The sequence below is a fragment of the Myxacorys sp. genome, assembly GCF_059501405.1.
Genome location: NZ_JCACCM010000127.1, coordinates 129,521 through 156,144 on the forward strand (window position 1 = coordinate 129,521; position 26,624 = coordinate 156,144).

A 26,624-nucleotide genomic window follows, 5' to 3' on the forward strand; every position below is an offset into this window, starting at 1 on the left:
TTCTAATTCCATCCTATCAGGGTCTCCCCGAATCGACCCCGCAAGACTTCCGCTCCAATCTATTCGCGTTTCCCCTACACCCCATTTTTCCCACACAATCGGAATTGAAATTTGATACTCTATCCAAATACTCTTGGGGAACAATGGCGTGGACATTCAAATTGGCAGGGGCAAAACTGCTCGCAGGGCTTACGGATTCGATGAAATTGCGCTAGTTCCAGGAGGGCGAACGCTCGATCCAAAACTAGCAGATACCCATTGGAGCCTTGGCGGCATCGAACGAGAAATTCCAATCATCGCCAGTGCAATGGATGGGGTCGTGGATGTCGGCATGGCAGTGCAACTCTCGAAGCTAGGCGCACTAGGGGTGCTGAATTTAGAAGGCGTTCAGACGCGCTACGACGATCCCAACCCGATTCTCGATCGCATTGCATCGGTAGGGGCAACCGAATTCGTTCCCTTGATGCAAGAACTGTATTCGCAGCCGATCAAGCCGGAATTAATCGAAAAGCGCATTCAAGAAATTAAGCAACAGGGCGGCATTGCGGCAGTGAGTGGAACTCCGATCGCGGCGATGAACTATGGACAAATTGCGGCAAATGCAGGAGCCGATTTGTTCTTTATTCAAGCCACCGTGGTTTCGACTGCCCATCTCTCACCCGACGCGACCACCCCGCTCGATCTTGCCAAATTCTGCCAGGAAATGCCAATTCCCGTCATTCTCGGCAACTGCGTGACCTATGACGTAACGATGAACCTGCTTAAAGCAGGAGCCGCCGGCATTATGGTTGGCATTGGTCCGGGCGCAGCCTGTACTTCTCGTGGTGTTTTGGGGGTTGGTGTTCCCCAGGCGACGGCAGTTGCAGACTGTGCGGCGGCTCGTGATGACTTTTATCACGAAACTGGAGCCTACATTCCGGTGATCGCCGATGGAGGTTTAATTACCGGAGGCGACATTTGTAAATGTATCGCCTGCGGCGCAGATGCGGTGATGATTGGATCGCCCTTTGCTAGAGCGCAAGAAGCACCAGGACGCGGCTTCCATTGGGGCATGGCAACGCCAAGCCCAGTTCTGCCAAGAGGAACTCGAATCCGAGTCGGCACGACTGGAACCCTAGAGCAAATTTTGCGAGGTCCGGCTCAGTTAGACGATGGCACTCACAACCTACTAGGGGCACTGCAAACCAGTATGGGAACTTTGGGAGCAAAAGACATTAAGGAAATGCAGCAAGTCGAAGTTGTGATTGCACCATCGTTATTAACAGAAGGGAAAGTCTACCAAAAGGCACAACAATTGGGAATGGGCAAATAGAGCACTCTTTCTGAGGTACGATGGGTTTTAACTACAAACATCGCGCGAAAAACTTTAAGAACTGCGAACCACTGATTAGATTCTGATCGCTTTCTTAAGAGTTTAGCTGTCGTTTTGTGAAGCACTGGTAAAACTAAATATGTCGTCTACAATAAAGGGAGCGGAGACGCATGTTTCCGTTCACTCCTCACACCACACTCCGCCTGAACTCCGGTTCGGGCGGTTCCTTTTTAAAGGGGGATGAGAGACAAAAATTGTATCTATTTGTATATGCACTGCAACCGCGACAGGCCGTTTTTGCTATGGTAGAATTTCTGTCAAATGAGCATAAGGCAAGGATTTTCAGGCATGTCAGCAGCCGCACAAGTTACAGACTCTACCTTCGACCAAGAGGTGCTGCAAAGCGAGGTTCCCGTTTTAGTCGATTTCTGGGCACCCTGGTGCGGTCCCTGCCGCATGGTAGCGCCTGTGGTAGATGAAATCGCAGCGCAGTTTGAGGGCAAGGTCAAGGTCGTAAAAGTCAATACGGATGACAATCCCAGCATTGCAAGCAAGTATGGCATCCGCAGCATTCCCACCCTCATGATCTTCAAGGGTGGACAGCGTGTGGATATGGTGGTCGGCGCAGTGCCGAAGACTACGTTGTCAAACACATTAGAGAAGTATCTCTAGACTGGGTTTGGTATCTGTTGTTCAGCTTCATCTGTTCAAATCATTCATCATACTCCAACAGTATTTAGCGCCTCAGCCCAAGCTGAGGCGTTTTTCGGTATTGCTGAGGTTTTACGACCTGTCGGAATCTCGACTAAAATAGAATGCCACCGCGTGGAGGAGTTCATGACTGTTGATCCTTCGGACCTTGCAAACCAAAATCCTTTTGAAATCCATAGAACAAACCGTCCGGCGTTGAACATAGAGGCGCTTCGAGCGACGGTAAACCAGTTAATTGATCACCTGCCGAAGCTGGAACATGGCGATATGGTTGCTCAGGCTTTGAGTACGATCGCGCGGGTTGCTGGAGAAGACATTGAGCGATTGGACTGGAAGATTCTCAATGCCTCTGTTCAGGATATGGAACGGGCATTCACCACGTTTTATCCTTACCGCCACGTTCGCAAAATTGCCATTTTTGGCTCTGCCCGGATTCAGCCAGGTACGGCTGAGTATCAGATGGCGAAAGAGTTTGCTCGCTGTGTAACAGATCAGGGATACATGGTGATTACGGGTGCAGGGGGTGGCATTATGCAAGCGGGTAACGAAGGAGCAGGAGCCGAGAATTCCTTTGGTCTCAATATTCAACTCCCGTTTGAGCAAGGCGCAAATCCGTTTATTGAAGGTGATCCGAAGCTGATTCCGTTTAAGTACTTCTTTACGCGAAAAGTCTTCTTTTTAAGAGAGAGTGATGCGTTGGCACTGTTTCCCGGTGGATTTGGGACGCAGGATGAGGCGTTTGAGTGCTTGACCTTGACCCAGACCGGGAAAGCCGCTCCTGTGCCTCTGGTGTTGATAGACAAGCCAGGCGGGAACTATTGGCACGATTGGACAGAGTATATTGATAAGCAACTTCTAAAGCGGGGGTTAATCAGCCCTGAAGATCCAAGCCTTTATACCCTGACCGATAATTTGGAAGTCGCTTGCGATGCGATTTCGAGTTTCTACCAGGTCTATCACTCCAGCCGCTATGTGGGACATCAACTGGTGATGCGGTTAAAGTCAGAGCTATCAGATGAAGCGGTGCAAAAACTCAACGATCGCTTCAGTGACATTTTAGTAGCTGGCAGCATTGAGAAGAGCCAGGCGTTACCTCAAGAAACGAGAGACGAGACCGCCGACTTACCGCGTCTGATATTTTATTTCAATCAAAGAGATTTGGGACGGCTCTATCAAATGATTCGAGCGATCAATGAGTGGGGTACGCCTTCACTAGAGGACTCGGCTCATCCAGAGCGCAAGTAAGCAAAGCAGGGAGGAACGGGTGGCGAATCGGTGAGCGATAGAATTGATTCGTCGTCCGTTCCGGTGTTTAGAGAGTGATCTGAAGGATTAGCTTGTGACCCAATTGACTAGGGTTCTAACGCCATACCCGGTTGCGCCTGCTCCGTTGTAGCCGTTTTCCTTATCTGCCCAAACCGGCCCTGCAACATCCAGGTGCGCCCAAGGAGTTTCTTTAACAAACTGTTTGAGGAAGATCGCCGCAGAGATTGCACCGCCTGCGCGAGCCCCTGTGTTTTTCATGTCTGCAATGCCAGACTTCATGCTCTCGAAGTATTTTTCCTCCATCGGCATTCGCCAGATTTTCTCGCCTGCCTGTTCGGACGCGCTGACGAGTTGATTTGCCACGTCGTCACTCGGACTCCACAACCCAGCAATGCTGTCACCGAGTGCAACGACGCAAGCCCCGGTGAGCGTGGCGAGATCGACGATCGCATCGACCTCTAATTTTTCTGCATACACCAGCGCATCAGCTAACGTTAAGCGTCCTTCAGCGTCAGTGTTGTTAATTTCGATCGTTTTACCGTTGGAGGCCGTCAAAATATCGCCGGGGTGAATGGCTCGACCGCTAATCATGTTCTCGGTTGCCGCTACGATGAAATGCACTTCCACATCGGGTTTCAGTTGCGCGATCGCTTTGGCGGCTCCCAGCGTTGCCCCGGCTCCTCCCATGTCGGTTTTCATCATTTCGATGCCGCTTCCGGCTCCTTTGATATTGAGACCGCCAGAATCAAAGGTTAAGCCTTTGCCAATGATCGCGACTTTCTTGCGGGCCGCGCCGTCTGGTCTATAGATCAAATGAATGAATTTTGGCGGCAAATCAGACGCTTGAGCCACGCCTAAAAAGGCTCCCATACCAAGCTTTTCGCAGTCTTCTTTTTCAAGAATTTCTGCTTGCAAACCAAATTCCGATGCGATCGCACTAGCCGTTTCTGCCATGGTAACTGGCGTCAGATAATTTGCCGGAGCTGCCACTAATTCTCTGGCTAGAAACACGCCAGAGCAAATCTTGTGCGCTTTTTCGATTGCCGCGTCTTGCCCAGCTAGCCCCAGTAATTCAATTTGCTCGACGGGCGGCGTGTCATCGGGTTCTGATTTGAAGCGGCGATCCTCATACAAGGCTAATTCAGCCCCTTCTGCGATCGCTTGGGCACTAGCGGCGGCATCATTGTTAAAGATCGGCAAACTGATGCCCACCATTTTGCAGCGCTCGCGCTTCGCCAGCTTCGCGGCAGCAGCTCCTGCCCGTCTAAGACCTTCTAGCGTCATTTGGTCTGACTTGCCCAGCCCGACTAACATCAGCTTGCGAATGGGGCTACCTGCAATCCGAGTCGAGGCGCTAGTAGCAGGCTTGCCCTTAAAATCTGCGTCGGCAATCAAATCCTTGATCGCGCCAGATAGCTTGCCATCTAACGTTTCCAGATCGCCTGTGAGAGCAGTCGCATCCTCAAACATGCCGATCGCTAAACCCTCTCCTGACCACTCTAGAATCGACGTTCCCGTTGCTTGTAAATTCATCCAGTACTACCTTCAATTGGGTTCAACCACTGGTTTCTAGTATTGCTCAAAAACAAACGATGAGGCTGGGCTTTGGTCAGACAAATCGCACGAATTCTAGATCACTGACTTCAGTAATTAAAGGTATATCAAGTACCTGTTAAATTTGAAGTTCCGTATATGTAATTAGATGGTAAAAGAGTAGTGTTAACCGCTAGACTTGCGCTAAGCTCGGCAAAGGTACAGCTTGTGAGATATCCCTAGCTTATTAACTGTTAAGAAGAATCGATTTTTGTTATAACTGCTAACAGCTTGTGAGATTTTACCCAACCCCCTGGGAGATAGTTGATGAAGGAACGGAAGGTCTGGATTTCACTGGCAGTCGGAGCCGGGGCGCTGGCGCTCCTTGCAGGCGCAGTATTGCCGATCGAAAAATTATTGAAGCAGGACGCTCAACCGTCTGCGGGTTTAGGATCGTTAGAACCATTTCATTCCAAACCGAATACGATTGGTGCGCCCAGTAAGCTTGTCAGCCCGCTAGTGATGCAATCTCCGAAACAACGGGCACAAACTTTAGAAGCGGCAGTTGAGAAGCTAAATCCGTCGCTAGAGCGGAACCGCGCTCGGTACATGTTAGCGAGCGATCTTGTGGTTCAGGGACAAGGGGAGAAAGCGTTAGAACCCTTAAAAGATTTAGAGAAAGACTACACCGTTCTCGCACCACAAATTCTGCTCAAGCGTGCCCAAGCTTACGAGGCGGCAGGCAAGCCAAAAGAAACGATCGCAGCTTGGCAAGAACTGATCAAGCAATATCCGAAAGATCCGGCGGCAGCAGAAGTGCTCTTTTTCTTAGGAAAAGACAACCCCAAGTATTGGGATCAAGCGTTGGATAAGTTTCCATCACATCCACGATCGCTCGAAATTGCCAAAACTCGCTTTAAGAAAAATCAAAAACAGCTTCCAGTTCTGCTCACGCTCGCAAAATATGGCGTCGATAGTGAGGGCTATACTGACGTTCTCGATACGCTCACCAGTCGCTTTGCACCCCAACTGAAGCCCGAAGATTGGGACGCGATCGCGTTTGGCTACTGGGAAAACCAGGTCTATGACAAAGCCGCGATCGCCTATTCACGCGCACCTCAAACCGCGAGGAGCGTTTATCGTTCTGGTCGGGGGCTGCATCTCACGGGTAAACCCGGTGGAGAACAGCGCTATCAGCAAGTCGTTCAACAGTTTCCGCAATCCGATGAAGCGGGATTGGCCCTAATGCGTTTAGGTAGCTTAGCCGAGAGCCCTCAGACCGCGATCGCGTACTACGACCAGGTCGCTCAGAATTTTCCAAGCCGAGCAGCGGAAGCGTTACTTGAGAAATCGAAGAAGCTCGACACTCTTAAGAGCGCTAAAACGGCGGCCATGATGCGTCAACTCCTGTTAACCCAGTATGCCAATTCGGATGCGGCCGCAGAAATGCGCTGGATGTATGCTCAAGATCGTGCCAAAGCGGGAGATATTAAGCTTGCCAAAGAATGGGCAGCCCCGATTCTCGTGAATAGTCCAAAAAGTGAAATTGCGCCGCAAGCCGGATTTTGGGTCGGTAAGTGGTCTCAGCGTCTCGGTCAAGAGCGAGAGGCGAAACAGGCCTTTGAGCGCGTCTTGAAAGAGCGTCCTGAATCGTACTATGCGTGGCGCTCCGCCAGCATGTTGGGCTGGAATGTGGGAGATTTTAGCACAGTGCGATCGCTCAATCCGCAAGTGCAAAAACCGGCAACCCGTCCTGTACTGCCTGCGGGTTCGGATGCCATGAAAGAACTGTATCAGATCGGGCAAGACCGCGACGCTTGGGCACATTGGCAAGTCGAGTACCGCGATCGCACCGATCCCACTGTGGCAGAACAGTTTACAGATGGCATCATGCGCTTAGGCGTCGGCGACAACTTAGATGGCATTTATATGGTGTCGAGTCTCAGCGATCGCGAGAAGCCCGAAGACAAAGAGCAGTATCAGCAACTCGCTCAACAACCCGCTTACTGGCAAGCGCTGTATCCTTTCCCCTTTGTCCAGGAGATCGAAACGTGGTCGCAGCAGCGTCAACTCAATCCGATGTTAGTCACGGCGTTGATTCGTCAAGAGTCCCGGTTTGAGCCGAAGATCAAGTCGAGTGTTGGAGCGGCTGGGCTGATGCAGGTGATGCCCGAAACGGCGTCCTTTATTGCCAGCAATATTAAGCTGAAGCAATATAAACTTGATGATCCTCAAGACAACATTAATCTGGGCACGTGGTATTTGGACCACACGCATCAAGAGTATGCGAATAACTCTATGCTGGCAGTCGCTAGCTACAATGCAGGCCCTGGAGCAGTTGCAGAGTGGGTCAGTAAGTCTAAAACCCAAGACTCTGACGAATTTGTCGAGCAAATTCCGTACGACGAAACGAAAGGATACGTGAAGTCAGTGTTGGGTAATTACTGGAACTACATGCGGCTGTATAACCCAGAGCTTTCACAGCGCATTACTCAGATGTCTTAGAGGATGTTTGGAAAGTAGCAAGGCGCACTAGTAATGAGAAAAGCTTCCTGGGATTAGGCTGAATATACCTATGAACCAGCCCTCCAGGAAGCCATGACTCTAGCCTACACAAGCGAACTCACCCTAGAACAATATGAATTGCTGGCATCGGTGCTGCCGCCTGCCGCTCCCACAGGACGACCGCGCAGGGTGAATTTGATGCAAGTGGTGCAAGCGATCTTGTATGTCTTGGTGAGTGGCTGCGCTTGGCGACTGTTGCCACCCTCGTATCCACCGCCCTCGACGGTCTATTACTACTTTCGCAAGTGGCGCAACGATGGGACATGGAAACGAGTGCATGACCACTTGGTGCCGTGGGTGAGAGTCATCGAAGGGCGCGACCCCAGTCCCAGTGCGGGCAGTCTCGATTCTCAAACGGTGCCAACCGCCGTCATGGTGCAACAAGCCGTTGGCTATGACGCGGGCAAGCAGACGAAAGGGCGCAAACGCTTCACGCTGGTCGATACGCTCGGTCTGCTGATGGCGCTCAAAGTGGTCGCCGTCCGCACCCCGAACGGGAAGGAGCAAAGCAATTGCTCCACCAGGTGCAGGATGAGCGGCAACGGTTGCCCCACCTGACGCGCATCTGGGTCGATGGCGGCTTCTCTGGGGTGGACTTTTTGCGGTGGGTCACCGATACCTTCGCTCTGGTGCTAGAAACCGTCCTGCGTCCTCAGGGTACGAAAGGGTTTGTGTTGTTACCGAAGCGGTGGGTCGTGGAACGCACCTACGGTTGGCTGCATTGGTGCCGTCGGCTGAATGTTGATTATGAGCGCTTACCCGAGTCTTCGGAAGCCTTCATTTACATTGCGATGATTCGGATTATGCTACGCAGGCTGGCTTGAATCGTTTCTCACCTTCTCCGTATTTCCAAACATCCTCTTAGCTCTGGCAGTGAATTAGCTTGCCATGATCCGCGAAAAGAATGGCGGGTTCGTTGTTTGCTTTGTGGAGAAATTCTTCCGCGTCAAGCGAAAGTTTAGTGGGGCGATCGCAGTAATTTTCTGTCGATTGTCGTGTGATATTATGAAGTGGGCAGTTCCATTCTTCAAGGAATAATCGAGCTTTGATCGATAATTTCACCTTCTTGTCCTGTCACTTGCTGTAAGTTACTTAACACTTCATTCACAATTTGGCTCATTATGATATCCGGTAGTTTGCCCTCAACGCAGAGGTAAATTCCAGGAGGTTCATGAGCAAAGTAAATGGGAACCTTCATAACCTCAATACGATACTGGTTTCCTGGCAACCTTTTGAAGGTGAGCGAGTTAGGATGAAACACTTCTAACCACCGCTCATAAGGTAGCGACCAATCATCATCAAGGCACTTAATCAAAAACTCGCGCATCTTTTAATTTTCGCCACTCGCAATTCCAAAATGCAATCTTCACCAGTAAACATAGACTGGGAAACTTGGGACTAATCAATTTGAAGCAATTCTAAGGCGTTATCTCGGTCTTGAATAGAATTAACGCGTCCTAATTCTATTCATCAAAAGACCGTCCCCGATACAATAGGTACAACCCTCCCGATAGAAAGCTTGACCCATGACTGCTCCTTCGGAACTAGAAACCAATAGCCTAGATAGCGCTGAAGAGACTGCCACAACAATGACAGCTAATCCTTCGGCTGAGGTCATTGACGAAAATGGCGCCCTTGATGATGTTGAGATGTCGCTGTTTGATCATTTAGAAGAACTGCGACAGCGCATTTTTTACTCATTGATTGCGATCGCGATCTGCGTCATTGGCTGCTTTAGCTTTGTCAAACCGATTGTCCAACTGCTTGAAGTACCAGCGCAAGGCGTTAAGTTTCTTCAGCTTGCACCGGGAGAATATTTCTTTGTGTCGATCAAGGTTGCAGGCTATAGCGGCTTAATTTTATCTGCGCCATTTATTTTGTATCAAATCATTGCGTTTGTCACACCAGGACTAACGCGTCGAGAGAAACGCTTTTTAGCTCCCGTTGTCTTAGGCTCTAGCACATTGTTTCTAGGTGGATTGGCGTTTGCGTACATCGCATTGATTCCCGCCGCGTTGAATTTCTTTATCTCCTATGGCGCAGAGGTTGTTGAGCAAGCGTGGTCGATCGATCGCTATTTTGAATTCATCTTACTGTTAATGTTTGGAACAGGATTAACGTTTCAGGTTCCAGTCATTCAAGCATTGCTCGGTTTTTTGGGCATCGTTTCTTCTAAACAAATGCTGGCAGCATGGAAGTATGTTTTGTTAGGAGCCGCGATCGTCGGGGCAGTGATCACCCCGTCAACAGATCCTTTGACCCAAAGCTTGTTGGGCGGAGCTATTTTGGTGCTTTACTTTAGTGGAATTGGGTTCGTTAAATTGTTAGGGCGTTGAGTGAAATTGTAGCTTTCCACGTCCAACAACCGGAGTTGGGCAAGAAGTGGAACTGGGTGCCTGAATAATCATCTGTGCAAAAAGCGTCCTGACCTCTCTCACACCCATCCAACCGATCTTCTGAGAGCATGCGATCGCGCGAACTTAAACTCTGCTAAACATCTATTACAAACTATTACTTTCCAACTTTAACTAATACAAGCCCTCTACAACCTCCACCTCCACCTCTACACTGAGGGGGGCTACACCTTTGCTTTGCTACAGACAGGTCAACTATCCCTAGCCAAAGTCACGTTATGGATATCACCGAACTCATGCGACGATACGAGAGGGGCGAAAGAAATTTTGCAGGAGCCGATCTCCGAAGCATTGACCTTAGAGGGGCAATGCTCGTTGATATCAACCTTGAAAATGCCAATCTAACGGGTGCAAACCTCAGCCGAGCCTTCCTCACCAAAGCGAATCTAAGTGGTGCATTCCTAAACTGGGCAAACCTAGAATTTACTAAACTCAGCGAAGGGTGTTTGATTGACACTGACCTTACCAAAGCGCGGCTCAACGGGGCGTTTATGGTGAAATCTGACCTGACGCGATCGCGCCTCACAGGTTCAGATTTAAGTCACGCAAATCTGCGTAGCGCAATTCTTCAGCGAGCAAACTTGTGTAGTGCAAAACTCCTCTCGGTCAACTTGCGTGGCGCAGATTTACGGGGTGCAAACCTCAGTTGGGCAAACCTACAAAGCGCCAGACTGAGCGGGGCAACTTTAAAAGGTGCATTTCTCAACGACACCAACTTGGCAGACGCCTTCCTAAACGGGGTAGATCTAGAAGGACTCAATTTAACAGGCATCAATTTAAGTGCTGCCAAACTTAGTGGGGCAAATTTGAAGTCAGCCAATCTAGCGTCCTCAAATTTTCGTGAGGCAAAGCTGCAAGGTGCAAATTTAGCGGGCGCGAATCTGACAGATGCCAACTTAGAACAAGCGTTTTTGCACAGCGCAAATTTGCAGTGGACAAATTTAAGTCGAGCAAACTTGGCGAGATCGGATTTGAGCAACGTGAGAATGATGGGCGTCAAGATCGATGAAACTAATTTGTCAGAAGCCGTGCTTTCAGAAATGAATTTGCGCTACTTGTCGTTAACTGCTAATCAAAATGTGCAGAAGCGGCGCAGCGTGACTTCTTAGAAGCGGCGTAACGTTGAACTTTAAAAGTTTGGATTGACAAACACTGATTCCAGTCGTCGGTTTGTCAATCCTTTCGTCGTGTTCATTTGCAAATGTCAGAATAAAGTACGCGATTTGCGCGAAGTGCACCTCCTAAAAAATCGCAGGTTACAAGAACTGGAAGTAACGCCATGACTCAAACTCTTCAGACCCAAGTTACCTTCGATGAATTCATCGCTTGGTATCCAGAAAACTCAGAATACCGCTACGAATTGCACAACGGAAAAATTATTGAAATGCCGAAACCAAGGGGCAAACATTCACGAGTTGCAGGATTTACAAGTGGAAAACTGTTTGTTGAAATAGAACGCCTTAAAATGCCTTATTTTATTCCAAGAGAGTGCATCATTAAATCCCTTGACGACCAATCGGGTTATGAACCGGATGTGATTATTCTCGACGATCGCACCCTTTCAAATGAACCTCAATGGGAAAAAGGTTCGATCATTACGTTAGGGCAATCGGTAGGGTTGGTTGTAGAAGCCGTTTCCACCAACTGGCAAGACGACTATTTGATGAAATTAAAAGACTACGAACTGCTTGGCATCGTAGAATACTGGATTGTCGATTACCTTGGCTTGGGCGGCAGACGATACATCGGCAATCCTAAGCAGCCCACGTTGTCGATCTATCAACTCATTGATGGGGAATACGAAGTGAGACAATTTCGAGGCAACGATCGCATTGACTCTCCGCTCTTTCCAGAATTAACGATTACAGCAGACGCGATGTTTGCAGCAGGGCAATAAACTGCAAAAACTTACGAGAGGGTACAGCACGACTCATCGCTTTCAGACAAGTTACGGCAAGATGAAAGAGAGTGAGGAGAGAAACGATGAATCATTCTGCGATCGCAGCGTTGCACAACTCAGAAACAACCGCAAAAAATTATATTAACGGTGAATGGTCTACCCCAACGACTGACCGCTATTTAGAGGTCATCAATCCTGCCACCACCGAATCGTTAGGCAAAGTTCCGCTTTCTTCTGCGGATGATATCGATCGCGCCGCTCAAGCCGCGTCAGAAGCCTTCAAATCTTGGCGACGCACCCCTGCAACAGAACGGGTGCAATATCTGTTTAAACTCAAGGCCTTACTCGAAGATCAGTTTGAATCCCTTGCGCACACGATTACGCTCGAATGTGGCAAAACGTTAGCTGAATCTAAAGGCGAACTGCGACGCGCGATCGAGAATGTTGAAGTCGCCTGCGGTATCCCGATGATGATGCAGGGCTATAACTCCGAAGATATCGCGCGAGGGATTGACGAACAGATGATCCGGCAGCCGCTCGGGGTCGTTGCGATCATCACCCCGTTTAATTTTCCGGGCATGATTCCATTTTGGTTTTTGCCGTATGCGATCGCGTGTGGCAATACCTGCATTGTCAAACCTTCAGAGCGCGTGCCACTCACAATGCAAAAGGTGTTTCGCCTGCTAGAGCAAACCGACTTACCTAAAGGCGTTGTAAATCTGGTGAACGGCGCAAAAGAAGCCGTTGATGCGGTGTTGGATCATCCCACAATTCGAGCCATTAGCTTTGTCGGATCATCGGCGATCGCAAAATATGTCTACAGTCGCGCTGCCGCCAATGGAAAACGATCGCAGTGTCAAGGCGGCGCAAAAAATCCAGTGATCGTGCTTCCAGATGCCGATATTGCAATGACGACGCGAATCATGGCAGATAGCGCCTTTGGCTGCGCTGGACAGCGCTGTTTAGCTGCTTCGATTGCTATTACAGTGGGAGACGCAAAAGAGACGTTTACCGATGCGATCGCAGAAGCCGCTACGGCTCGTACTGTTGGATCTGGACTCGACCCAACGACGCAAATGGGGCCTGTCATCACCGCGCAAAGCAAAACCCGGATCGAAAGCTTAATTCAGCAAGCGACCCACGAAGGCGCTACCGTGTTAGTTGATGGACGGCAACCTAATATTTCTGGCTATGACGGTTACTTTGTACGTCCAACGATTTTACAAAACGTCGATCCGGCTGGAGAAATCGCGAAAACTGAAATTTTTGGTCCTGTCCTGAGTTTGATTCATTTAGACAGTATTGAAGCTGCGATCGCGCTAGTCAACCGCAGCCAGTACGGAAACATGGCGTCTTTGTTCACCTCCAGTGGTGCTGCCGCTCGCAAATTTCGTTACGAAGCCGAAGCCGGAAACATTGGCATTAACATTGGCGTGGCGGCTCCCATGGCTTTCTTTCCCTTTAGCGGCTGGAAAGAAAGCTTCTTCGGAGACCTACACGGGCAAGGCGCACATGCCATCGAATTTTTCACCCAAACTAAAGTGGTTGTCGAACGCTGGCAAGACTGGACACGGCAGTTTTAGCGCTTCGGAACATTAAATGAAATTTCTTCATTCAACTCCGAAAAATCGATATATGACTGACGAGACTCGGTATTCGTCAGTCGAGCCAATACTTCAGGATGAAGCGGCTCTAGCAGCCGAGCTTCAGCGCTGAGGAAAAACGTGAACTCGGTGGCACCGATGCGGATGCGATCGCCGTCTTGTAACCGTTGTCGCTGCTGAACCCGCTGCTCATTTACATACGAACCGTTCATGCTATTGAGATCGACGAGATAAAATCCGTCACCTGCGACATAGAGCAACACGGCATGACGACGAGAAAGACTTCGATCTTGGAGAGGCAAGGCTGCCGCTCGATTTCGTCCGATTGTCCATGCGGTCTGCGGTTGGCGCAAGGTTTGCGAGTGATCGCCCATTAGGTTAGTGACAATATAAACCTGATCGCTCTGCAACACACCTTGAATGTATTGAAGAGATTTAGAAGACGACGAAATGGCGAACGGCTCTTTCTCAAGGTCAATGGATACCGTTGGACCTTTTGCAAACGCATCATCTGACCAAAATTCTTCAGCCTGCGGAGCCAGATTAGACGTTGGACATTCGGTAAAAGGACTCTGCTCTGGAGCGTTTACGGAATCTAGTAGGTTGGATTCTATAGTCATAGAAGGTGGGTTAGCACGGCGCAATCTGAGTATTGGTCTAAAGTTTCCCAAAAAAACGGAATTTGACCCGGTACGATCAATTCTGGTAGTAACAAAATCTATTGGCTATGACCCAAGACACATTTGACCAAATTCCAGTAGAAACGCTGGAGCTTTCTATGAAAGCGCTGGGGTCACTCAAGCGATCGCAAATCGCCACGATCGCAGACCTCATGAACTACACCCAAGAAGACCTCGAAATTTTGGACAAGGAGTGTTCAGAAGAAGTGATCACGGCTTTAGAGCAAAAGTTCAATCTCACCCTACCCCTCAACGATCTGCAATAGCACTAAACCGTTTTTTGCAGGTTGGGTGAGCGCTTGAGAATCACCATTGAGGAACCGACTACCGGACTCCGAGCGATTAGCATTCCGTTCGGATCGCGAAGGTGGAGGTTGATAAAGTCGAGTTCTTGCGATCGCGCCCATAATTCATCGCTCAACTGATCCTGCTGCTGGGGCGAAAGCTGATACCAACCCTCGCCGACTTGAACGACTAGACGACTGCTGCGAAAGTTTGGCTGCACCGACTGCACAAGAGCGCTGATGTAGCGATCGCTAATCTCGCTCACCTGCCCTTGAATGGAGGCGATTAAACTTTGTTCGGGCGTCAGTTGGATTGGTTCAGGTTGCGGTTCTGGTGGCTGCGGGGGGACAGGCTCGATGGCAACAGAGGAAGGTTCAGGTTGCGGCTCAGAGGCTACGGTTGGTTTAGCAGGTTCGACGATTGGCTCAGAGATTGAGTCTGAAGTCGGCTCAGAGGCGACGATCGCGGGAGCAGGCGTTTCAGAAACGTCGGGAAGCGGGATTTTAGGCTCAAAGGCGACAGGAATTTCGGCAGAGTCAGGAGAAGACAGATCAGATGGAATGGACTCGACGGGTGGAGTGGGAACGACAGAAGGGCTGGGCGCAGGTTCGACTGGCTGGGAGGCATCAGGCTCGGAGACGGTCGGTTCAGAGACAGTCGGTTTAGAGACAGCCGGCCTGGAGGCAATTTCGGGCGGAGACTGCGGTGGGTCGGATGCAACTTTTGGAGACGGTGTTGAAGAGAACAGGGTAGACGTGAACCAGAAGCAAATCACGACAATTCCGGCAACCAGTCCAGTGAGTGTGCGATCGTTGAGGTTGCGTCTTAACTTTTTAGGCAGTCGCGATCCTCTGGAGCTTGGCAAAGCCAATCGCACTTGAATCAGAACATTCTGCCAAAGCGATCGCTTTGGCGAGACATCAGAATGCGGTGATGGCTCTGACGGTTCTGCTTCCAACGTTTCAACAAGGTTTTCTAGCCCTCGAATGGCACTCCGTAGCGTTTTGATGCCAAGCGTTTTAACGAGCGGCGGAGTTTGCTTTGGCGGGCGAGGCTGTGGCACACTAGAGCGAGATTTTCTAGGAACTGGGGAAGATTGCGGATCATTGAAGTCGTTTCGTGGCATAACCGTTTCGTGACATAACTGTGCTGCCTGCAAGACACGATAAAGACACTCGCACCCAATACAGTGCTTTCAGTTCAATCTATCATCTGTTGTTGCGTCTAGATTTTACAGAGTATGCGCTTAAACCGTCGTCAACTGCTGCTTCTAGGCGGCATGAGTGGACTGGGACTTACGGTCGTTGGTAAGACCTTGAGCCGCCCCGTTACCAGTCCGCCTGAATTTGCAAAATTGCCGACCTTGCCGCTTCAGCCGTCTGGTAAGAATCTGATTTTGCGGTTTGTGGCGATCGCGGATACGGGGTCTGGCGCAAAAGATCAGTTTGCGGTTGGCAAGGCAATGGCGAAGTATCATCAAAGCCACCCTTACTCGCTGGTGGTGATGGCAGGCGACAACATCTACACCAACGGCGAAATGGAGAAAATTGGCTCTGCGTTTGAGCAACCGTATGCGGCACTCCTAAAGCGCGGTGTTCGGTTTCAAGCAGCGTTAGGTAATCACGATATTCGGACGGCGAACGGCGATTTACAAGTCAAATATCCTGCGTTCAACATGAAGGGACGCTACTATACTTACCGAGAAAAAGAGGTGCAGTTCTTTGTATTAGACACCAACGATTGGCAGTCTCAAGTGGCTTGGTTAGAAGGAGAACTGAAGCGTAGCGATGCTCCTGTAAAAGTTGTGTATGGTCATCACCCGATCTATTCGTCCGGGCAGTATGGCACCAATCCGGAGATGGTCGAGGCATTCACACCCTTGTTTAAGAAATATCAGGTTCAGCTTTACATGAATGGGCACGAACATAATTATGAGCGAACTAAACCAATTGATGGAACCACGTATCTGATTACAGGACACGGTGGCGCGAATTTGCGATCGGTGGGGCGCTCTGACTGGACAGCCCATTCAGCATCACGCTTCGGATTTTCGGCAATCGAAATCTACCCAAATCGGATGCAAATTCAAGGCATTGGAGCAAATGGTTTGGTCTACGATCGCGGTAGTGTCCCGCTTAAAATCGCTCAAAAGGCTTGATAAAAGCGAAATCGCACAGTCAAGAACCATTATTCGAGTTCTGTAAGGCGCTAATACGAAGTCACTAACACTTCTGTAATTTTTCCACGCTTTTCTGCATTGCAGTTAATGTTTCTTGTGGCGTAGATTGTGTGGATGTTGAAATCTTTGTAGAGTTCTCGAACAAACGGACAGTCAGAATTGGAAAGCATAATTTTGACGCCGCGATCGCGCAGTTCTACAACAACATCCCGCAATCGAATTTGATCGGCTTCTGAAAACGAGTATCGGCTGTAAGACGTAAACTTACTCGTTGCATTGAGTGGTACATAAGGCGGATCAAAGTAGACAAAATCTTGAGCATTCTTTGCCTGTTCAAGAATTCGATCAAACGATCGCACTTCAATCTGGGCAGACTGTAAGGCTTGAGCATCCGCCCGCAGAATATCTGGATCACAAATAACAGGATTTTTATAGCTACCGAGGGGGACATTAAACCCGCCTTTGGAATTTTCTCGGTACAGCCCATTAAAGCAAGTTTTATTGAGATAAATAAATCGAGCGGCGCGGTCTAAATTGCGGTCAATATCAGCTGAGGTCGGCAGCGATTCACTTTGCGAAACCCCAAGGGAGCGCACCTGATAATAATGCTCAGCGCAATGATCTTCTCGATGTTCTTCGAGTCGATCAATCAAATTCTCAACGTCTTCTCTAACGCAGCGATAAACATTAATCAGTTCATGATTGATATCGGTCAAAACTGCTCGCTCAGGCTGGAGGTGAAAGAAAATCGCCCCTCCACCTACGAACGGTTCGTAATAGTGGCAGTAGTCAGTCGGAAAATAAGGAAGATACTGCCCAATCAATTGATGCTTTCCGCCTGCCCACTTGAGAAACGGGCGCGGAGCTATCTGCGGTTGCTTTGCAGTGGCGCTTTGCGCTAATCGGATTGAGTTAACCATATTTAATATCTAACCTGATTCGCCCAAAACAAATACATTTGATCTGCTTTGTTTAAGTTTTGCGCGTCACCGATCAGATTTGATAATCGGTTGAGGCCGCATCAAGGGATCGAGTTTCTCGATATGATGAGAAAGAATTTAACAAACGCGACCTATGCGAGACTTTCTGATTAATAGCTCCAGATACCCCAGGCTCCTGTTTAGTGTAATGGTGGGTGTAATTTTATTTGCTTTAGCCCCCCTCGTACCTCTGCTAAAAAATCCTCTTACCGCCGTTGCCGTTATCGGTTTTTTTGTAGCAGGGATTGCCTTTTTCACCTTCACGTTGCGGGCAATGTTAGGAATCTAAAACGGAAGGCAGACGGCTCCTCTTTATAGACGGTGCTAGGATGAGGAACTTCTTGTAAGTAAGGGCGACGGTTATGGCGACAGATCGAAGAGTGGCGCGGGTCTCTGAGCAGATTAGACGCGAAGTGAGCCAGATGCTGATGAACGGCATTAAAGACGATCGCGTGGGTACAGGCATGGTTAGCGTGACGGATGTAGTCGTGTCGGGTGACTTGCAGCACGCTAAGATTTTTGTCAGTGTTTATGGTGACGATGCCGCAAAAGCAGAAACAATGGATGGTTTGAAGTCGGCGACGGGCTATGTCCGTCGCGAGTTGGGCCGGATTGGGCTGCGTCGCACCCCTGAAGTAGTCTTCCTAGAAGATCATTCCATTGAGCGGGGCAATAAGGTTTTGAACTTAATTAGTCGTCTTAGTCAGGAACGCAAGGACTTTGATGAGGAAGATGAGGTAAAAGAAGATTGATTTGATGCGATGGGCAAATTTACCCATCGATACTATGTTTAACTTACTATGTCTAACCCGTTTTCCAATCCAGACGCTTTGAGCTTGGCTCAGCAAGTCGCTCAAATGGTGGTTGTTCGGGCGTCTGGGCATTTGTTTGATCACGAAATTCGCTATCCGCTGTGGGAACCCCCGGCGGCAGTGCTTCAGCGTTGGATCAAAGAATTGGGTGTGGGAGGGGCCATTCTGCTAGGAGGAAGCGCTGCGGAAATTGCCCTGCGATCGCACCAGTTTCAAGATTGGGCCACAACTCCACTTTTGATCTGCGCTGATGTTGAAGAAGGTGTTGGACAGCGATTTTCGGGCGCGACTTGGTTTCCGCCACCCATGGCACTGGCTGCCATTGCCCAAACGGATCTCGAAACTGCTTGCCACTTATCCCACCAGATGGGCAAGGTCACGGCTCAAGAAGGATTAGCGATCGGCCTAAATTGGATTCTCGCGCCCACCGTTGATGTTAATAACAATCCCCATAATCCGGTGATTAATGTGCGATCGTTTGGCGAAACGCCAGAGATCGTGATTGCTCTCACAACAGCGTTTATTGCGGGCGTGCAGTCTGGGGGCGCGTTAACAGTCGCTAAACATTTTCCGGGACATGGCGATACGGCCATCGATTCGCATTTAGAGCTGCCGACGATTCCCCACGATCGCGATCGCTTAGATCAAATTGAGTTGCCACCGTTTAAAGCCGCGATCGCAGCGGGCGTTGATTCGATCATGAGCGCTCATCTGAAAATTCCGGCGTTGGATGATCAAGCTCCCGCAACGCTTTCTCACCCCATTCTCACTGATTTATTACGAGCAGAATTAGGATTTGATGGGTTAGTGACAACCGATGCGCTCGTGATGGGCGCGATCGCAAATCGGTACGGAACCGCAGAAGCCTGTATTCTTGCCGTAGAAGCGGGAGCCGATATTCTGTTGATGCCATTGGAGCCGGAGAAAGCGATCGAAGCCGTTTGCGATGCGGTGGAGTCAGGACGAATTTCTCGCGAGAGAATTTGGGCGTCGGTAGAACGCATTTTGCACGCAAAATCAAAAATCGCAGCATCAAACGGCAATGCCGCTTCGTTTGCAACGCCTCATGGTTTGGCAGAGCGATTAGGACAGTCAGACAGAGCAGAGCGTAGCTCCGCGGCAACTGTGCAAGAAATTTTGCAGCGATCGATGCAGGTTCACCAACCCACTCTGTCTCGATTAGACAAATCAAGTGGAGGACGAAATTTAATCGTTGTTGATGACATGATCGATTGCGATTTTTTGGGACGAACTGCACCTGCGATCGCGCTACCTCAGCACTCAGGTTTTACGCGCGTTCAGATTGTCGATCAACATACCCCTGACGTTTCATTTGACAGCGTAAAACCACAACCAACGCTGTTGCAACTTTTTATTCGGGGCAATCCCTTTCGTGGTAGCGCAGGGTTAACAGAAACCGCACAAAATTGGTTTGAATTTCTGTTGTACTCTGATCAACTGCAAGCACTCGTAATCTATGGCAGCCCCTATGTGCTAGAACAATTCATTCCAAAGCTGCCATCTGATGTATCTTATGTGTTTAGCTACGGACAAATGCAGTCGGCACAAGCGATCGCACTTAGCACTCTGCTGAAGGTTGATCAAACCAGCTAAGCAAACAAAAGGACGCTCAAAAGCGCCCTTACTGACATACTGAAGACAACGGGAACAACTTGCAATTAGTACTCCAAGAACAGAGTATTAAAGGCTGCACTATCAGGAGCGGCTTGTTTGGTTGCAGGAGTCTTGCATGTGGCACTTCTATCAAGTTCAGCAACTTGGCTGCTCAGAAACGTTAATCGCTTTTGAATTCGATGACGACGAATTTCAATAGATTCTAGTTCGTGTTCGAGGCGTTTTTTCTCAATCGTTAGTTTGTACAAATTCAAGTACGCCGCTGCCTCGGTTTTAGGGCGGGGCAGAGTACTTCTCAACTTGAGACCAGATTCGAGGGAACAGCGGTTAGAGCGCATAGTGAAATACCTGTGTGTTTGACTGATTTAGAACCTACTCAAAACTGCAACTGGTGGGTGTAATCCATCTTTAGACGTATTGTTTGTAGATTCTTCTCGTAGAGTTCCCTCAGTTTTTTCTCCCATAACAACTAATGTTATGAATATTTAATAAATGCTTTATCGGATTGTTGCAATCTTTATACTTTTTCTGTAACTTAACCACTGGCCATTAGTACTTACTTGATCAATGTAGGGATGATGGAGGTCTTCGACTGGCTTTGCGAGGAAGAACGAAGTGACTTAGGCTCTTCGTTTCATCTCTTATAACAGGCAATGCGATCGTCCAACCCGAGCCACAGGTCTACATACACTACCCTCTCATCTCTCAAAATCACTCCGAAATACCACTAGAGCGGAGCAGCATCAAGAGACGTCAAATATCCATCTTCCATATGTAACGTGCGATCGGCAATGTCTAGAATTCGATTGTCGTGAGTTACAAGAATGATGGCGGAGCCTTGCTGTTTGGCTAAGCGTTGCATAATTTCCACCACATCGCGACCCGATTTTTTGTCGAGCGCGGCGGTTGGTTCGTCCGCCAAGACGAGTTTGGGTTTAGAGACGAGGGCACGCGCGATCGCAACTCTCTGTTTTTGTCCGCCTGAGAGTTCGCTGGGATAGTAGTTGACCCACTCTCGCAGCCCTACCGCCGCTAACATTTCTTCTGCCATTGCACGGGAGTCCTGTTTAGACACCTCTGGGTGTAGTTCGACCGACATCTGCACGTTTTGCCAAGCTTTCAGCGAATTCAGCAGGTTATGAGCCTGAAAAATATAACCAATGTTACGGCGCAACTCGACAAGTTTGCTCTCTGGCGCGTCTCTCAGTTCTTGAGCCAGCACCTTGAGGCTGCCCTCTTGAGTCGCGCGCAATGCTCCAATCAGGGTGAGCAGAGTTGTTTTACCCGATCCCGAGGGTCCGGTCATGATCAAGACTTCGCCCGGTTTAATCGTGGCGTTGATGTTGAACAAAATCTGTTTCCGCAACCGCCCCGAACCAAACGAGTGATTGACGTTCTGAATTTCAACAATAGGAATGTCTGAAGGAATGTCTGACATGACAGAAACTTAAAAGCGGCAACTTAGAAAATGTCGGCAGGATCAGCTTGTTGGACTTTGCGAACCGCGATCGCGCCCGAAATACTACACATCAAAACAGTCAGGCACAACACGGTAATGCTCCGGGCTAAGGTCATCGCGATCGGCAGGGCAGTGGCATTGCGAGTCAGGGTGTAAAGCCCAATGCAGAGAATATAACCTGGGATAAATCCCATGATCGATAAGATGATCGCTTCCTGGAACACCACCGATAAAAGGTAGCGATTGCGATATCCCATCGCTTTTAGCGTGGCGTATTCGGCTAAGTGATCGGCAACGTCGGTGTAGAGAATTTGATAGACAATCACCGTTCCGACCACAAACCCAATCGCGGCTCCGAGGGTAAAAATAAAGCCGATCGCCGTGCTCTCTTTCCAGTAGTTTTGCTCGACCGCCACAAATGCTGCTTTCGACAGCACTCGCACATCCCCGACAACAAAATCTTCTTTCGCTTGCTCAGGAGTTTTCTTTGGATCGATCCTCAATTCTCCTGGCAAATTTTGTTTGAAGCGCTCTAGCGTGGTTAGCAAATCTGCACCCGGTTCCAGCCGAATCACACCGATATCAATCAAGTCTTTCTGACGCGAAGCAAAAATGCGCCGAAAGTTGAGATCGCTTGTGATCAGGTTGCCATCCGCGCCGAACGATGCCCCCATCGTGAAGATTCCACCAACTTCGATGCGGCGGCTTTCTACCTCAGTTCTAATCGGTGGATCGCCCGGTTGCAGTGCCTCGAACTTGGCAGGGATGGGACCAAACTCAGCCCGAGAAGCGCTGTCAAATAAAACAACGTCTGATAAACGAAGTTGCGCTTGGCGCTCATGAATTCCTGGAAGAGAGAGAATATCATCTCCGGGAACAGTGCCGATCACTAAAATACTTCGAGTTTGAGACGTTGGCGGACCTTCCCAAAAGGGATTTTTCCAAATCCCGAAGCCGATATAAATGGGACTGATCGATTTCACTCCAGAAAAGCCAAGCGATTGATAAAGTCGCCGCTCTGGAAAGCTCTTCATCGAAATTAGAGAGGTCGATTGGGGACTGACCAGAAAAATATCACCTTCAATATTGCGATGAAAGGTGATGGCGCTATCGAATAAAGCATCCTGAAAGCCAAGCTGCAAGAACATTAGAATTACGGCAAAACCGATACCCGCTAAGGCAACGAGTAGCCGGATTTTCTCACGCTTTAGTTGTAACCAGGCAAGAGGAATAGCGAACATGGGTTAATGGAACCGAGGGTTCAAATTGTTTGAGTCTTCCCGTTGAAAGCGCGATCGTTTATTGGGCATCGCCAATGGCAACTTTAACCTGTAAATTACTCAGTCCAGCAACCGCACTACTGTTATCGAGCCGGATTTTGACTTCGACAATGCGAGTGTCTGTCTTCTCGACCGGATCAGTACTGAGAACAGCGTTTTTGCTCACTTGCAATCCAACCCGCTCCACCGTTCCCTCGATCTCACCCGGAAACGCATAGCCTGTAATTTTGGCACGCTGCCCAACCTTCACCTTACCGATGTAGGTTTCATCCACTTCGGCCACCGCATACATTTGGCTCGTTTTACCGAGATCTAAGATGCCGTCATCGCCAATCACTTCTCCGGGGTCAGCATGAATTTTGAGTACCTGACCATCGATGGGCGCACGCGCGATCGCATTGTTCAAATCTGCTTTGGCTTTCTGCAAGGTTGCCATCGCGACTTGAACCTTAGCTTCGGCTTGCTGCACATCCGTCGGACGAACTTCTGACACGCTATTGAGGGTTTGTCTTGCGCCTTCAAGTTCGAGCTTTGCCTGCGCGATCGCTTGTTGAGCTTGCTGTCGCTGTTTTTCTTTCGTCTCTAGGGTCAGGACGCGATCGCGCAACTCTGATTCTGGAATCGCCCCAGATTGAAACAGTTGCTGATAGCGCTCGGCGTCCCATTTTGCTTTGCGATATTCGGCATCGGCTCTCTGAAAATCTGCCTCTGCCTTTGGCAATTCGGCGTTTGCTCTCAGAACGGTGGCGCGTTGCGCGTTGATATCACCTTGCTTTGCTCCCGCTTGAACCTGTGCAAGCTGGGCTTGAGCTTCTTTGACTTGAGCTTCTGCTTGCATGGCCGACGCCACGAGAGAGTCATAGTTATCGATCACCGCTAAGGGCTGATTGGCTTTAACCTGTGCGCCTTCTTTGACCAGCAATCGCGCCACTCGTGACCCGCCAACACTGCCTCCAAACGTGGCAGCCGGGGCCGCAATCTTGAGAACGCCGCCTTCAGGTTCTAGCCGGCCTAAAGCGCTGATTGCATCGGGGACGGGGGACGCAGACGTTGAAGGAACCGATGGGGGTGAAGGGCGATTGGCGTAGGAAAAAATGCCGAAGCCAGCGAGGGCTAAGGAGATAGCAGAGCCAATTAGAACCAGTCGTACGCTAGTTGGCTTCAAAAACGATTTAGCACTCATAGCAGCCTTCGGGAACAAGGAACTGGGTTGTGAGACCGTTGAGTAGGCAGAAGTGAATCACGTTCTCTAATGCTCCTGCTAGACTTCGCGTTGCAAATCCCTTTTGAAGCTTTGCAGTACCGATGTGCGAAGAATTTTAATATCACTCAATGATTCACTTTCATTATGATTTCTTTATTGCTAAATGTGAAGCAGCTCGCTTTGATTAGAATCAGAAATTACTGAGATAAAAACCTTAATATCCCGCGAGTTTGCCTCTACGCTTGGTTTCTCGCTCTGCCCATCGAAATAAAGTGATGCCGATCGCAAAATAAATCAATCCATTCGCCAGCGCTAATCCTAAGAGCGACAAATTTAAGGACTGCGATCGCGCCATCAGGTCTCGCAACAATCCCGCTCCTGTCGTCATCGGTAAAATCCATCCTAAAAGTTTCTGAGTCCCGCTCCAGCTCTCGGTTGGGATTGTGAGTAGAAACAACAGCGCAAAGTTGAAGATTCCCAACAATTGCTGAATGCTCTTGAAAATCAGCGCCAATCCTCCCGCCGCAAAGGCAATGCCATACGCTCCTAGCACAACACTAATAAATGGCAAGATCAACGCTGGAGAAAAGGATAGCCAACGCCCAGTTGTCAGCATGATGACAAACAGAACGATTGAAATGAGAAACGTCTGAATGATTAGATCGCCGATCGCTCTAAACAATAGAATTTGAGTGGCATTGAACGGCGAAATAAACAGTTGCTCTAAGGTTCCTACTTGAGCTTCGCGCTGCAAGGTGCCAGGAATACCCCCCATGATGAAGATCACCAGCGACCAAAGAACATAACCAACGATCACCGAATCTAAGCGATCGCCAAACTGAACACCGCCGCCACCAATGTAGCTAGCGCTGAGAAACAGTCCATAAAACGTTGCGGTTAGAGCGATAACGCCGCCGATCGCTTCGCTGGCATAGCGTCGGTATTGAATCGAACTCCACTTGAGTTGGGCGATAAATAGCTCAAGCATGATGCTCCTCACGAATGAATTTTAAGAAAATATCAGTTAGGTTAGCTTGGTCTTTTTCGATGCGAGCGATCGCAAGCGGGTTCAAAATCTCTAACGCTTGATACAACAGTTCAGTTTCACGAACGTAAATGCGATCGCCATCAAGGATTGCGCCAAGGGATTGGAGGTTTGCCACACGCTCTCGTCCAAGAACCTCTAGAAAACTCCGGTTTATTTCTTCCTCTAATTCAATCTGGTAGACCATTCCAGAGAATTGACGAATCAGATCGGCTGTATTTTCTTGAGCGACAATTTTTCCTTTATTAATAATCGCTACCCGATCCGACAACTCTTCTGCTAGGTCTAATTGGTGCGTGGTTAACAAAATTGCTCGTCCTTCCTGCGCGATTTCTCTCACCAATTGTTTGACCGTCTGTGTCGCTTCTACATCAAGTCCCAAGGTGGGTTCATCGAGCAGCAGCAGTTGGGGTTCGTGAATCAGGGCAACCGCGATCGCTAGCTTTTGCTGCATTCCTCGCGACAGCGTTTGAACAGTGGTTTTGCGTTTGTGCGACAACTCAAAGCGATCGAGTAATCCTCGTGCCCGTTGCCGTGCCACGCGACCGCTCAATCCCCGCAACACGCCAAAATACTCCAGATTTTCTTCGGGCGTGAGTCGCCAATAGATATTGCGGTTGCCTTCGAGAACGGCTCCGAGCGATCGCAGTGCCCTCGAATTGCGGTGTGGATCGCGTCCGGCAATATCCACCGAACCGCGATCGGGCACAATCAACCCGGCAATCATCTTAATCGTGGTCGTTTTCCCGGCTCCATTCGGTCCTAAAAACGCCAGCACCTCTTGAGCAGAAATGCTGAAGGAAACATCTCGCACCGCTTCGACCACTTTGCCGGACGAGCGATAGCTTTTCTGAAGAGATTGAACTTCTAAAACGTGCATCGATTCTGATCTGAGTTAAAGGTGAGATGTTTTGTCTCTATCATGACAGACAGAAACTTCATCCTCTGGTGCATTGATGGTTTGGAAATCTAGAAGTATATTAATAAACGTTACAATATATCGCTTAGATTGCGCAGATGGCTATGTTTTGTGCATAAGTTTACTGCTCGATTAACTACTCTCTCTTACATCTTTCAGGAGCGGTTCTCGTGATATCCCTAGATTTTTCTTCTAAAGCAGATGATGTTCTAATTGCTGATTTTTTCCGGCGCTCGGCGGGGCAGTGGCGCTCAGAGCGGCGATATTACACCTTGCCCGATGGTGAAGTCAAAGAAATGAACAGCCTGATCACGGCTCGCTTTTTAGAGCCAGGCTGTCCTGAACTCATTAAATTAGCCCAACTGCACGGATTGGAGGATCTCGATGCAATGACGTGCGGAGCGGCTGTGACTTGGGACAGCGAGAATTCGGTGTCGGGGCGCAAAGAGTCGAAAGGCTCAACACTGTTTGGCGTCATTGGGTCAATGCTGTATCGAGATCGCGGCTTTGCGACCCCTAAACCAGTAACGGCTGGATTTTATTTCACTAATCCTGACACACTATGCTTACGGACAGAGTATAGAGGTTCTGTGTTTGAAGAAGAATTGAAATTAGTGGGTGATAAATATCGCACCCGTCAGACGATTATTTCGCGCTTGGGCGAACAACAGATGATCGGTCAATATCTGGAAAAACGGCTTGCTTAATCGACCCACGATTAGAAAGCCTACAGATGAGAACGCCTACAGACAAATATCTGTAGGCGTTTTGCTATATAAACGAATCTGGCGTTGCATAATGGAGAGATGGATAAGGTGATTCTCTGCAGTGCCCGGAATGC

25 protein-coding genes and 1 pseudogene are annotated in these 26,624 nt (G+C 49.2%); 15 read left to right on the forward strand and 11 right to left on the reverse strand.

The genetic code is table 11. From position 1 onward, the window contains the following. Positions 1–148: 148 nt before the first annotated feature. The 3 genes from AC5I6P_RS17920 (at position 149) to AC5I6P_RS17930 (ending at position 3,268) form a co-directional block, all read left to right on the forward strand. Positions 149–1,312 (forward strand): GuaB3 family IMP dehydrogenase-related protein, encoded by a 1,164-nt coding sequence (locus tag AC5I6P_RS17920; RefSeq protein WP_495695144.1) that lies wholly within the window; start codon positions 149–151, stop codon positions 1,310–1,312. Positions 1,313–1,660: 348 nt separating this feature from the next. Next, entirely contained in the window at positions 1,661–1,984 is a 324-nt protein-coding gene (trxA, locus tag AC5I6P_RS17925) for a thioredoxin (protein ID WP_495695145.1), read from the forward strand. Positions 1,985–2,149: 165 nt separating this feature from the next. Further along, positions 2,150–3,268, forward strand: coding sequence for an LOG family protein (locus AC5I6P_RS17930; protein WP_495695146.1), 1,119 nt, complete (start codon positions 2,150–2,152; stop codon positions 3,266–3,268). An 87-nt stretch (positions 3,269–3,355) separates the two neighbouring features. Here the strand turns inward: AC5I6P_RS17930 and AC5I6P_RS17935 are convergent, their stop codons facing one another. After that, positions 3,356–4,822, reverse strand: a complete 1,467-nt coding sequence (locus AC5I6P_RS17935) for a leucyl aminopeptidase (protein ID WP_495695147.1) — start codon at positions 4,820–4,822, stop codon at positions 3,356–3,358. Positions 4,823–5,149: 327 nt separating this feature from the next. Between AC5I6P_RS17935 and AC5I6P_RS17940 the strand changes: the two genes are divergently transcribed. Both AC5I6P_RS17940 and AC5I6P_RS17945 read left to right on the forward strand, forming a co-directional pair. Further along, on the forward strand, positions 5,150–7,327 hold the full coding sequence (locus AC5I6P_RS17940; RefSeq protein WP_495695148.1) for a lytic transglycosylase domain-containing protein: 2,178 nt from the start codon (positions 5,150–5,152) through the stop codon (positions 7,325–7,327). Positions 7,328–7,420: 93 nt separating this feature from the next. Then, a pseudogene (locus tag AC5I6P_RS17945) lies at positions 7,421–8,211 on the forward strand (IS5 family transposase). A gap of 203 nt (positions 8,212–8,414) precedes the next feature. Here AC5I6P_RS17945 and AC5I6P_RS17950 read toward each other — a convergent pair. Continuing rightward, positions 8,415–8,714 (reverse strand): hypothetical protein, encoded by a 300-nt coding sequence (locus AC5I6P_RS17950; protein ID WP_495695149.1) that lies wholly within the window; start codon positions 8,712–8,714, stop codon positions 8,415–8,417. Between the two features lie 199 nt (positions 8,715–8,913). On the opposite strand from AC5I6P_RS17950, the gene tatC reads away from it, so the two are divergent. The 4 genes from tatC (at position 8,914) to AC5I6P_RS17970 (ending at position 13,284) form a co-directional block, all read left to right on the forward strand. After that, positions 8,914–9,723: a twin-arginine translocase subunit TatC gene (gene tatC, locus AC5I6P_RS17955; protein ID WP_495695150.1), complete on the forward strand. Its 810-nt coding sequence runs from the start codon at positions 8,914–8,916 to the stop codon at positions 9,721–9,723. 296 nt (positions 9,724–10,019) lie between these two features. Next, the gene (locus tag AC5I6P_RS17960; protein WP_495695151.1) at positions 10,020–10,910 is read left to right on the forward strand and encodes a pentapeptide repeat-containing protein; all 891 of its coding nucleotides are present in this window, start codon (positions 10,020–10,022) and stop codon (positions 10,908–10,910) included. A 170-nt stretch (positions 10,911–11,080) separates the two neighbouring features. After that, positions 11,081–11,698 carry a Uma2 family endonuclease gene (locus tag AC5I6P_RS17965; RefSeq protein WP_495695152.1) on the forward strand — a complete coding sequence of 206 codons (618 nt, stop codon included), beginning with the start codon at positions 11,081–11,083 and terminating at the stop codon, positions 11,696–11,698. 86 nt (positions 11,699–11,784) lie between these two features. Continuing rightward, the gene (locus AC5I6P_RS17970; protein ID WP_495695153.1) at positions 11,785–13,284 is read left to right on the forward strand and encodes a CoA-acylating methylmalonate-semialdehyde dehydrogenase; all 1,500 of its coding nucleotides are present in this window, start codon (positions 11,785–11,787) and stop codon (positions 13,282–13,284) included. On the opposite strand, the gene AC5I6P_RS17975 is transcribed toward AC5I6P_RS17970, so the two are convergent. After that, entirely contained in the window at positions 13,281–13,925 is a 645-nt protein-coding gene (locus AC5I6P_RS17975; protein ID WP_495695154.1) for an FHA domain-containing protein, read from the reverse strand. The two genes, AC5I6P_RS17970 and AC5I6P_RS17975, sit on opposite strands and share 4 nt — an antisense overlap. Positions 13,926–14,032: 107 nt before the next feature. Between AC5I6P_RS17975 and AC5I6P_RS17980 the strand changes: the two genes are divergently transcribed. Next, positions 14,033–14,251 carry a DNA-directed RNA polymerase subunit alpha C-terminal domain-containing protein gene (locus tag AC5I6P_RS17980; RefSeq protein WP_495695155.1) on the forward strand — a complete coding sequence of 73 codons (219 nt, stop codon included), beginning with the start codon at positions 14,033–14,035 and terminating at the stop codon, positions 14,249–14,251. 2 nt (positions 14,252–14,253) lie between these two features. On the opposite strand, the gene AC5I6P_RS17985 is transcribed toward AC5I6P_RS17980, so the two are convergent. Next, positions 14,254–15,396 (reverse strand): hypothetical protein, encoded by a 1,143-nt coding sequence (locus AC5I6P_RS17985; protein WP_495695156.1) that lies wholly within the window; start codon positions 15,394–15,396, stop codon positions 14,254–14,256. Between the two features lie 114 nt (positions 15,397–15,510). Between AC5I6P_RS17985 and AC5I6P_RS17990 the strand changes: the two genes are divergently transcribed. After that, complete coding sequence (locus tag AC5I6P_RS17990; RefSeq protein ID WP_495695157.1) at positions 15,511–16,428, forward strand: metallophosphoesterase family protein; 918 nt, start codon at positions 15,511–15,513, stop codon at positions 16,426–16,428. 50 nt (positions 16,429–16,478) lie between these two features. Here the strand turns inward: AC5I6P_RS17990 and AC5I6P_RS17995 are convergent, their stop codons facing one another. Beyond that, positions 16,479–17,369 (reverse strand): DNA adenine methylase, encoded by an 891-nt coding sequence (locus AC5I6P_RS17995; protein ID WP_495695158.1) that lies wholly within the window; start codon positions 17,367–17,369, stop codon positions 16,479–16,481. Between the two features lie 154 nt (positions 17,370–17,523). Between AC5I6P_RS17995 and AC5I6P_RS18000 the strand changes: the two genes are divergently transcribed. The 3 genes from AC5I6P_RS18000 to AC5I6P_RS18010 all read left to right on the forward strand — a co-directional run bounded on the left by AC5I6P_RS18000 (position 17,524) and on the right by AC5I6P_RS18010 (position 19,855). Beyond that, complete coding sequence (locus tag AC5I6P_RS18000; protein ID WP_495695159.1) at positions 17,524–17,718, forward strand: DUF751 family protein; 195 nt, start codon at positions 17,524–17,526, stop codon at positions 17,716–17,718. A gap of 73 nt (positions 17,719–17,791) precedes the next feature. Then, on the forward strand, positions 17,792–18,181 hold the full coding sequence (rbfA, locus tag AC5I6P_RS18005; RefSeq protein WP_495695160.1) for a 30S ribosome-binding factor RbfA: 390 nt from the start codon (positions 17,792–17,794) through the stop codon (positions 18,179–18,181). A gap of 48 nt (positions 18,182–18,229) precedes the next feature. Continuing rightward, complete coding sequence (locus AC5I6P_RS18010; RefSeq protein ID WP_495695161.1) at positions 18,230–19,855, forward strand: glycoside hydrolase family 3 protein; 1,626 nt, start codon at positions 18,230–18,232, stop codon at positions 19,853–19,855. Positions 19,856–19,920: 65 nt separating this feature from the next. Here the strand turns inward: AC5I6P_RS18010 and AC5I6P_RS18015 are convergent, their stop codons facing one another. The 6 genes from AC5I6P_RS18015 to AC5I6P_RS18040 all read right to left on the reverse strand — a co-directional run bounded on the left by AC5I6P_RS18015 (position 19,921) and on the right by AC5I6P_RS18040 (position 25,744). Next, positions 19,921–20,175: a hypothetical protein gene (locus AC5I6P_RS18015; RefSeq protein ID WP_495695162.1), complete on the reverse strand. Its 255-nt coding sequence runs from the start codon at positions 20,173–20,175 to the stop codon at positions 19,921–19,923. 428 nt (positions 20,176–20,603) lie between these two features. After that, positions 20,604–21,314, reverse strand: a complete 711-nt coding sequence (locus AC5I6P_RS18020; protein ID WP_495695163.1) for a DevA family ABC transporter ATP-binding protein — start codon at positions 21,312–21,314, stop codon at positions 20,604–20,606. A 23-nt stretch (positions 21,315–21,337) separates the two neighbouring features. Continuing rightward, positions 21,338–22,576 (reverse strand): ABC transporter permease DevC, encoded by a 1,239-nt coding sequence (gene devC, locus AC5I6P_RS18025; RefSeq protein WP_495695164.1) that lies wholly within the window; start codon positions 22,574–22,576, stop codon positions 21,338–21,340. Between the two features lie 58 nt (positions 22,577–22,634). Further along, positions 22,635–23,798, reverse strand: a complete 1,164-nt coding sequence (locus AC5I6P_RS18030; RefSeq protein WP_495695165.1) for an ABC exporter membrane fusion protein — start codon at positions 23,796–23,798, stop codon at positions 22,635–22,637. A gap of 235 nt (positions 23,799–24,033) precedes the next feature. Beyond that, entirely contained in the window at positions 24,034–24,807 is a 774-nt protein-coding gene (locus tag AC5I6P_RS18035) for an ABC transporter permease (RefSeq protein WP_495695166.1), read from the reverse strand. After that, positions 24,800–25,744, reverse strand: coding sequence for an ABC transporter ATP-binding protein (locus tag AC5I6P_RS18040; RefSeq protein WP_495695167.1), 945 nt, complete (start codon positions 25,742–25,744; stop codon positions 24,800–24,802). Before AC5I6P_RS18040 ends, AC5I6P_RS18035 begins: the two co-directional genes overlap by 8 nt. Before the next feature lie 209 nt (positions 25,745–25,953). Here AC5I6P_RS18040 and AC5I6P_RS18045 point away from each other — a divergent pair, with 209 nt between their 5' ends. Then, positions 25,954–26,490, forward strand: a complete 537-nt coding sequence (locus tag AC5I6P_RS18045) for a phycobiliprotein lyase (RefSeq protein ID WP_495695168.1) — start codon at positions 25,954–25,956, stop codon at positions 26,488–26,490. Positions 26,491–26,624 lie beyond the last annotated feature (134 nt).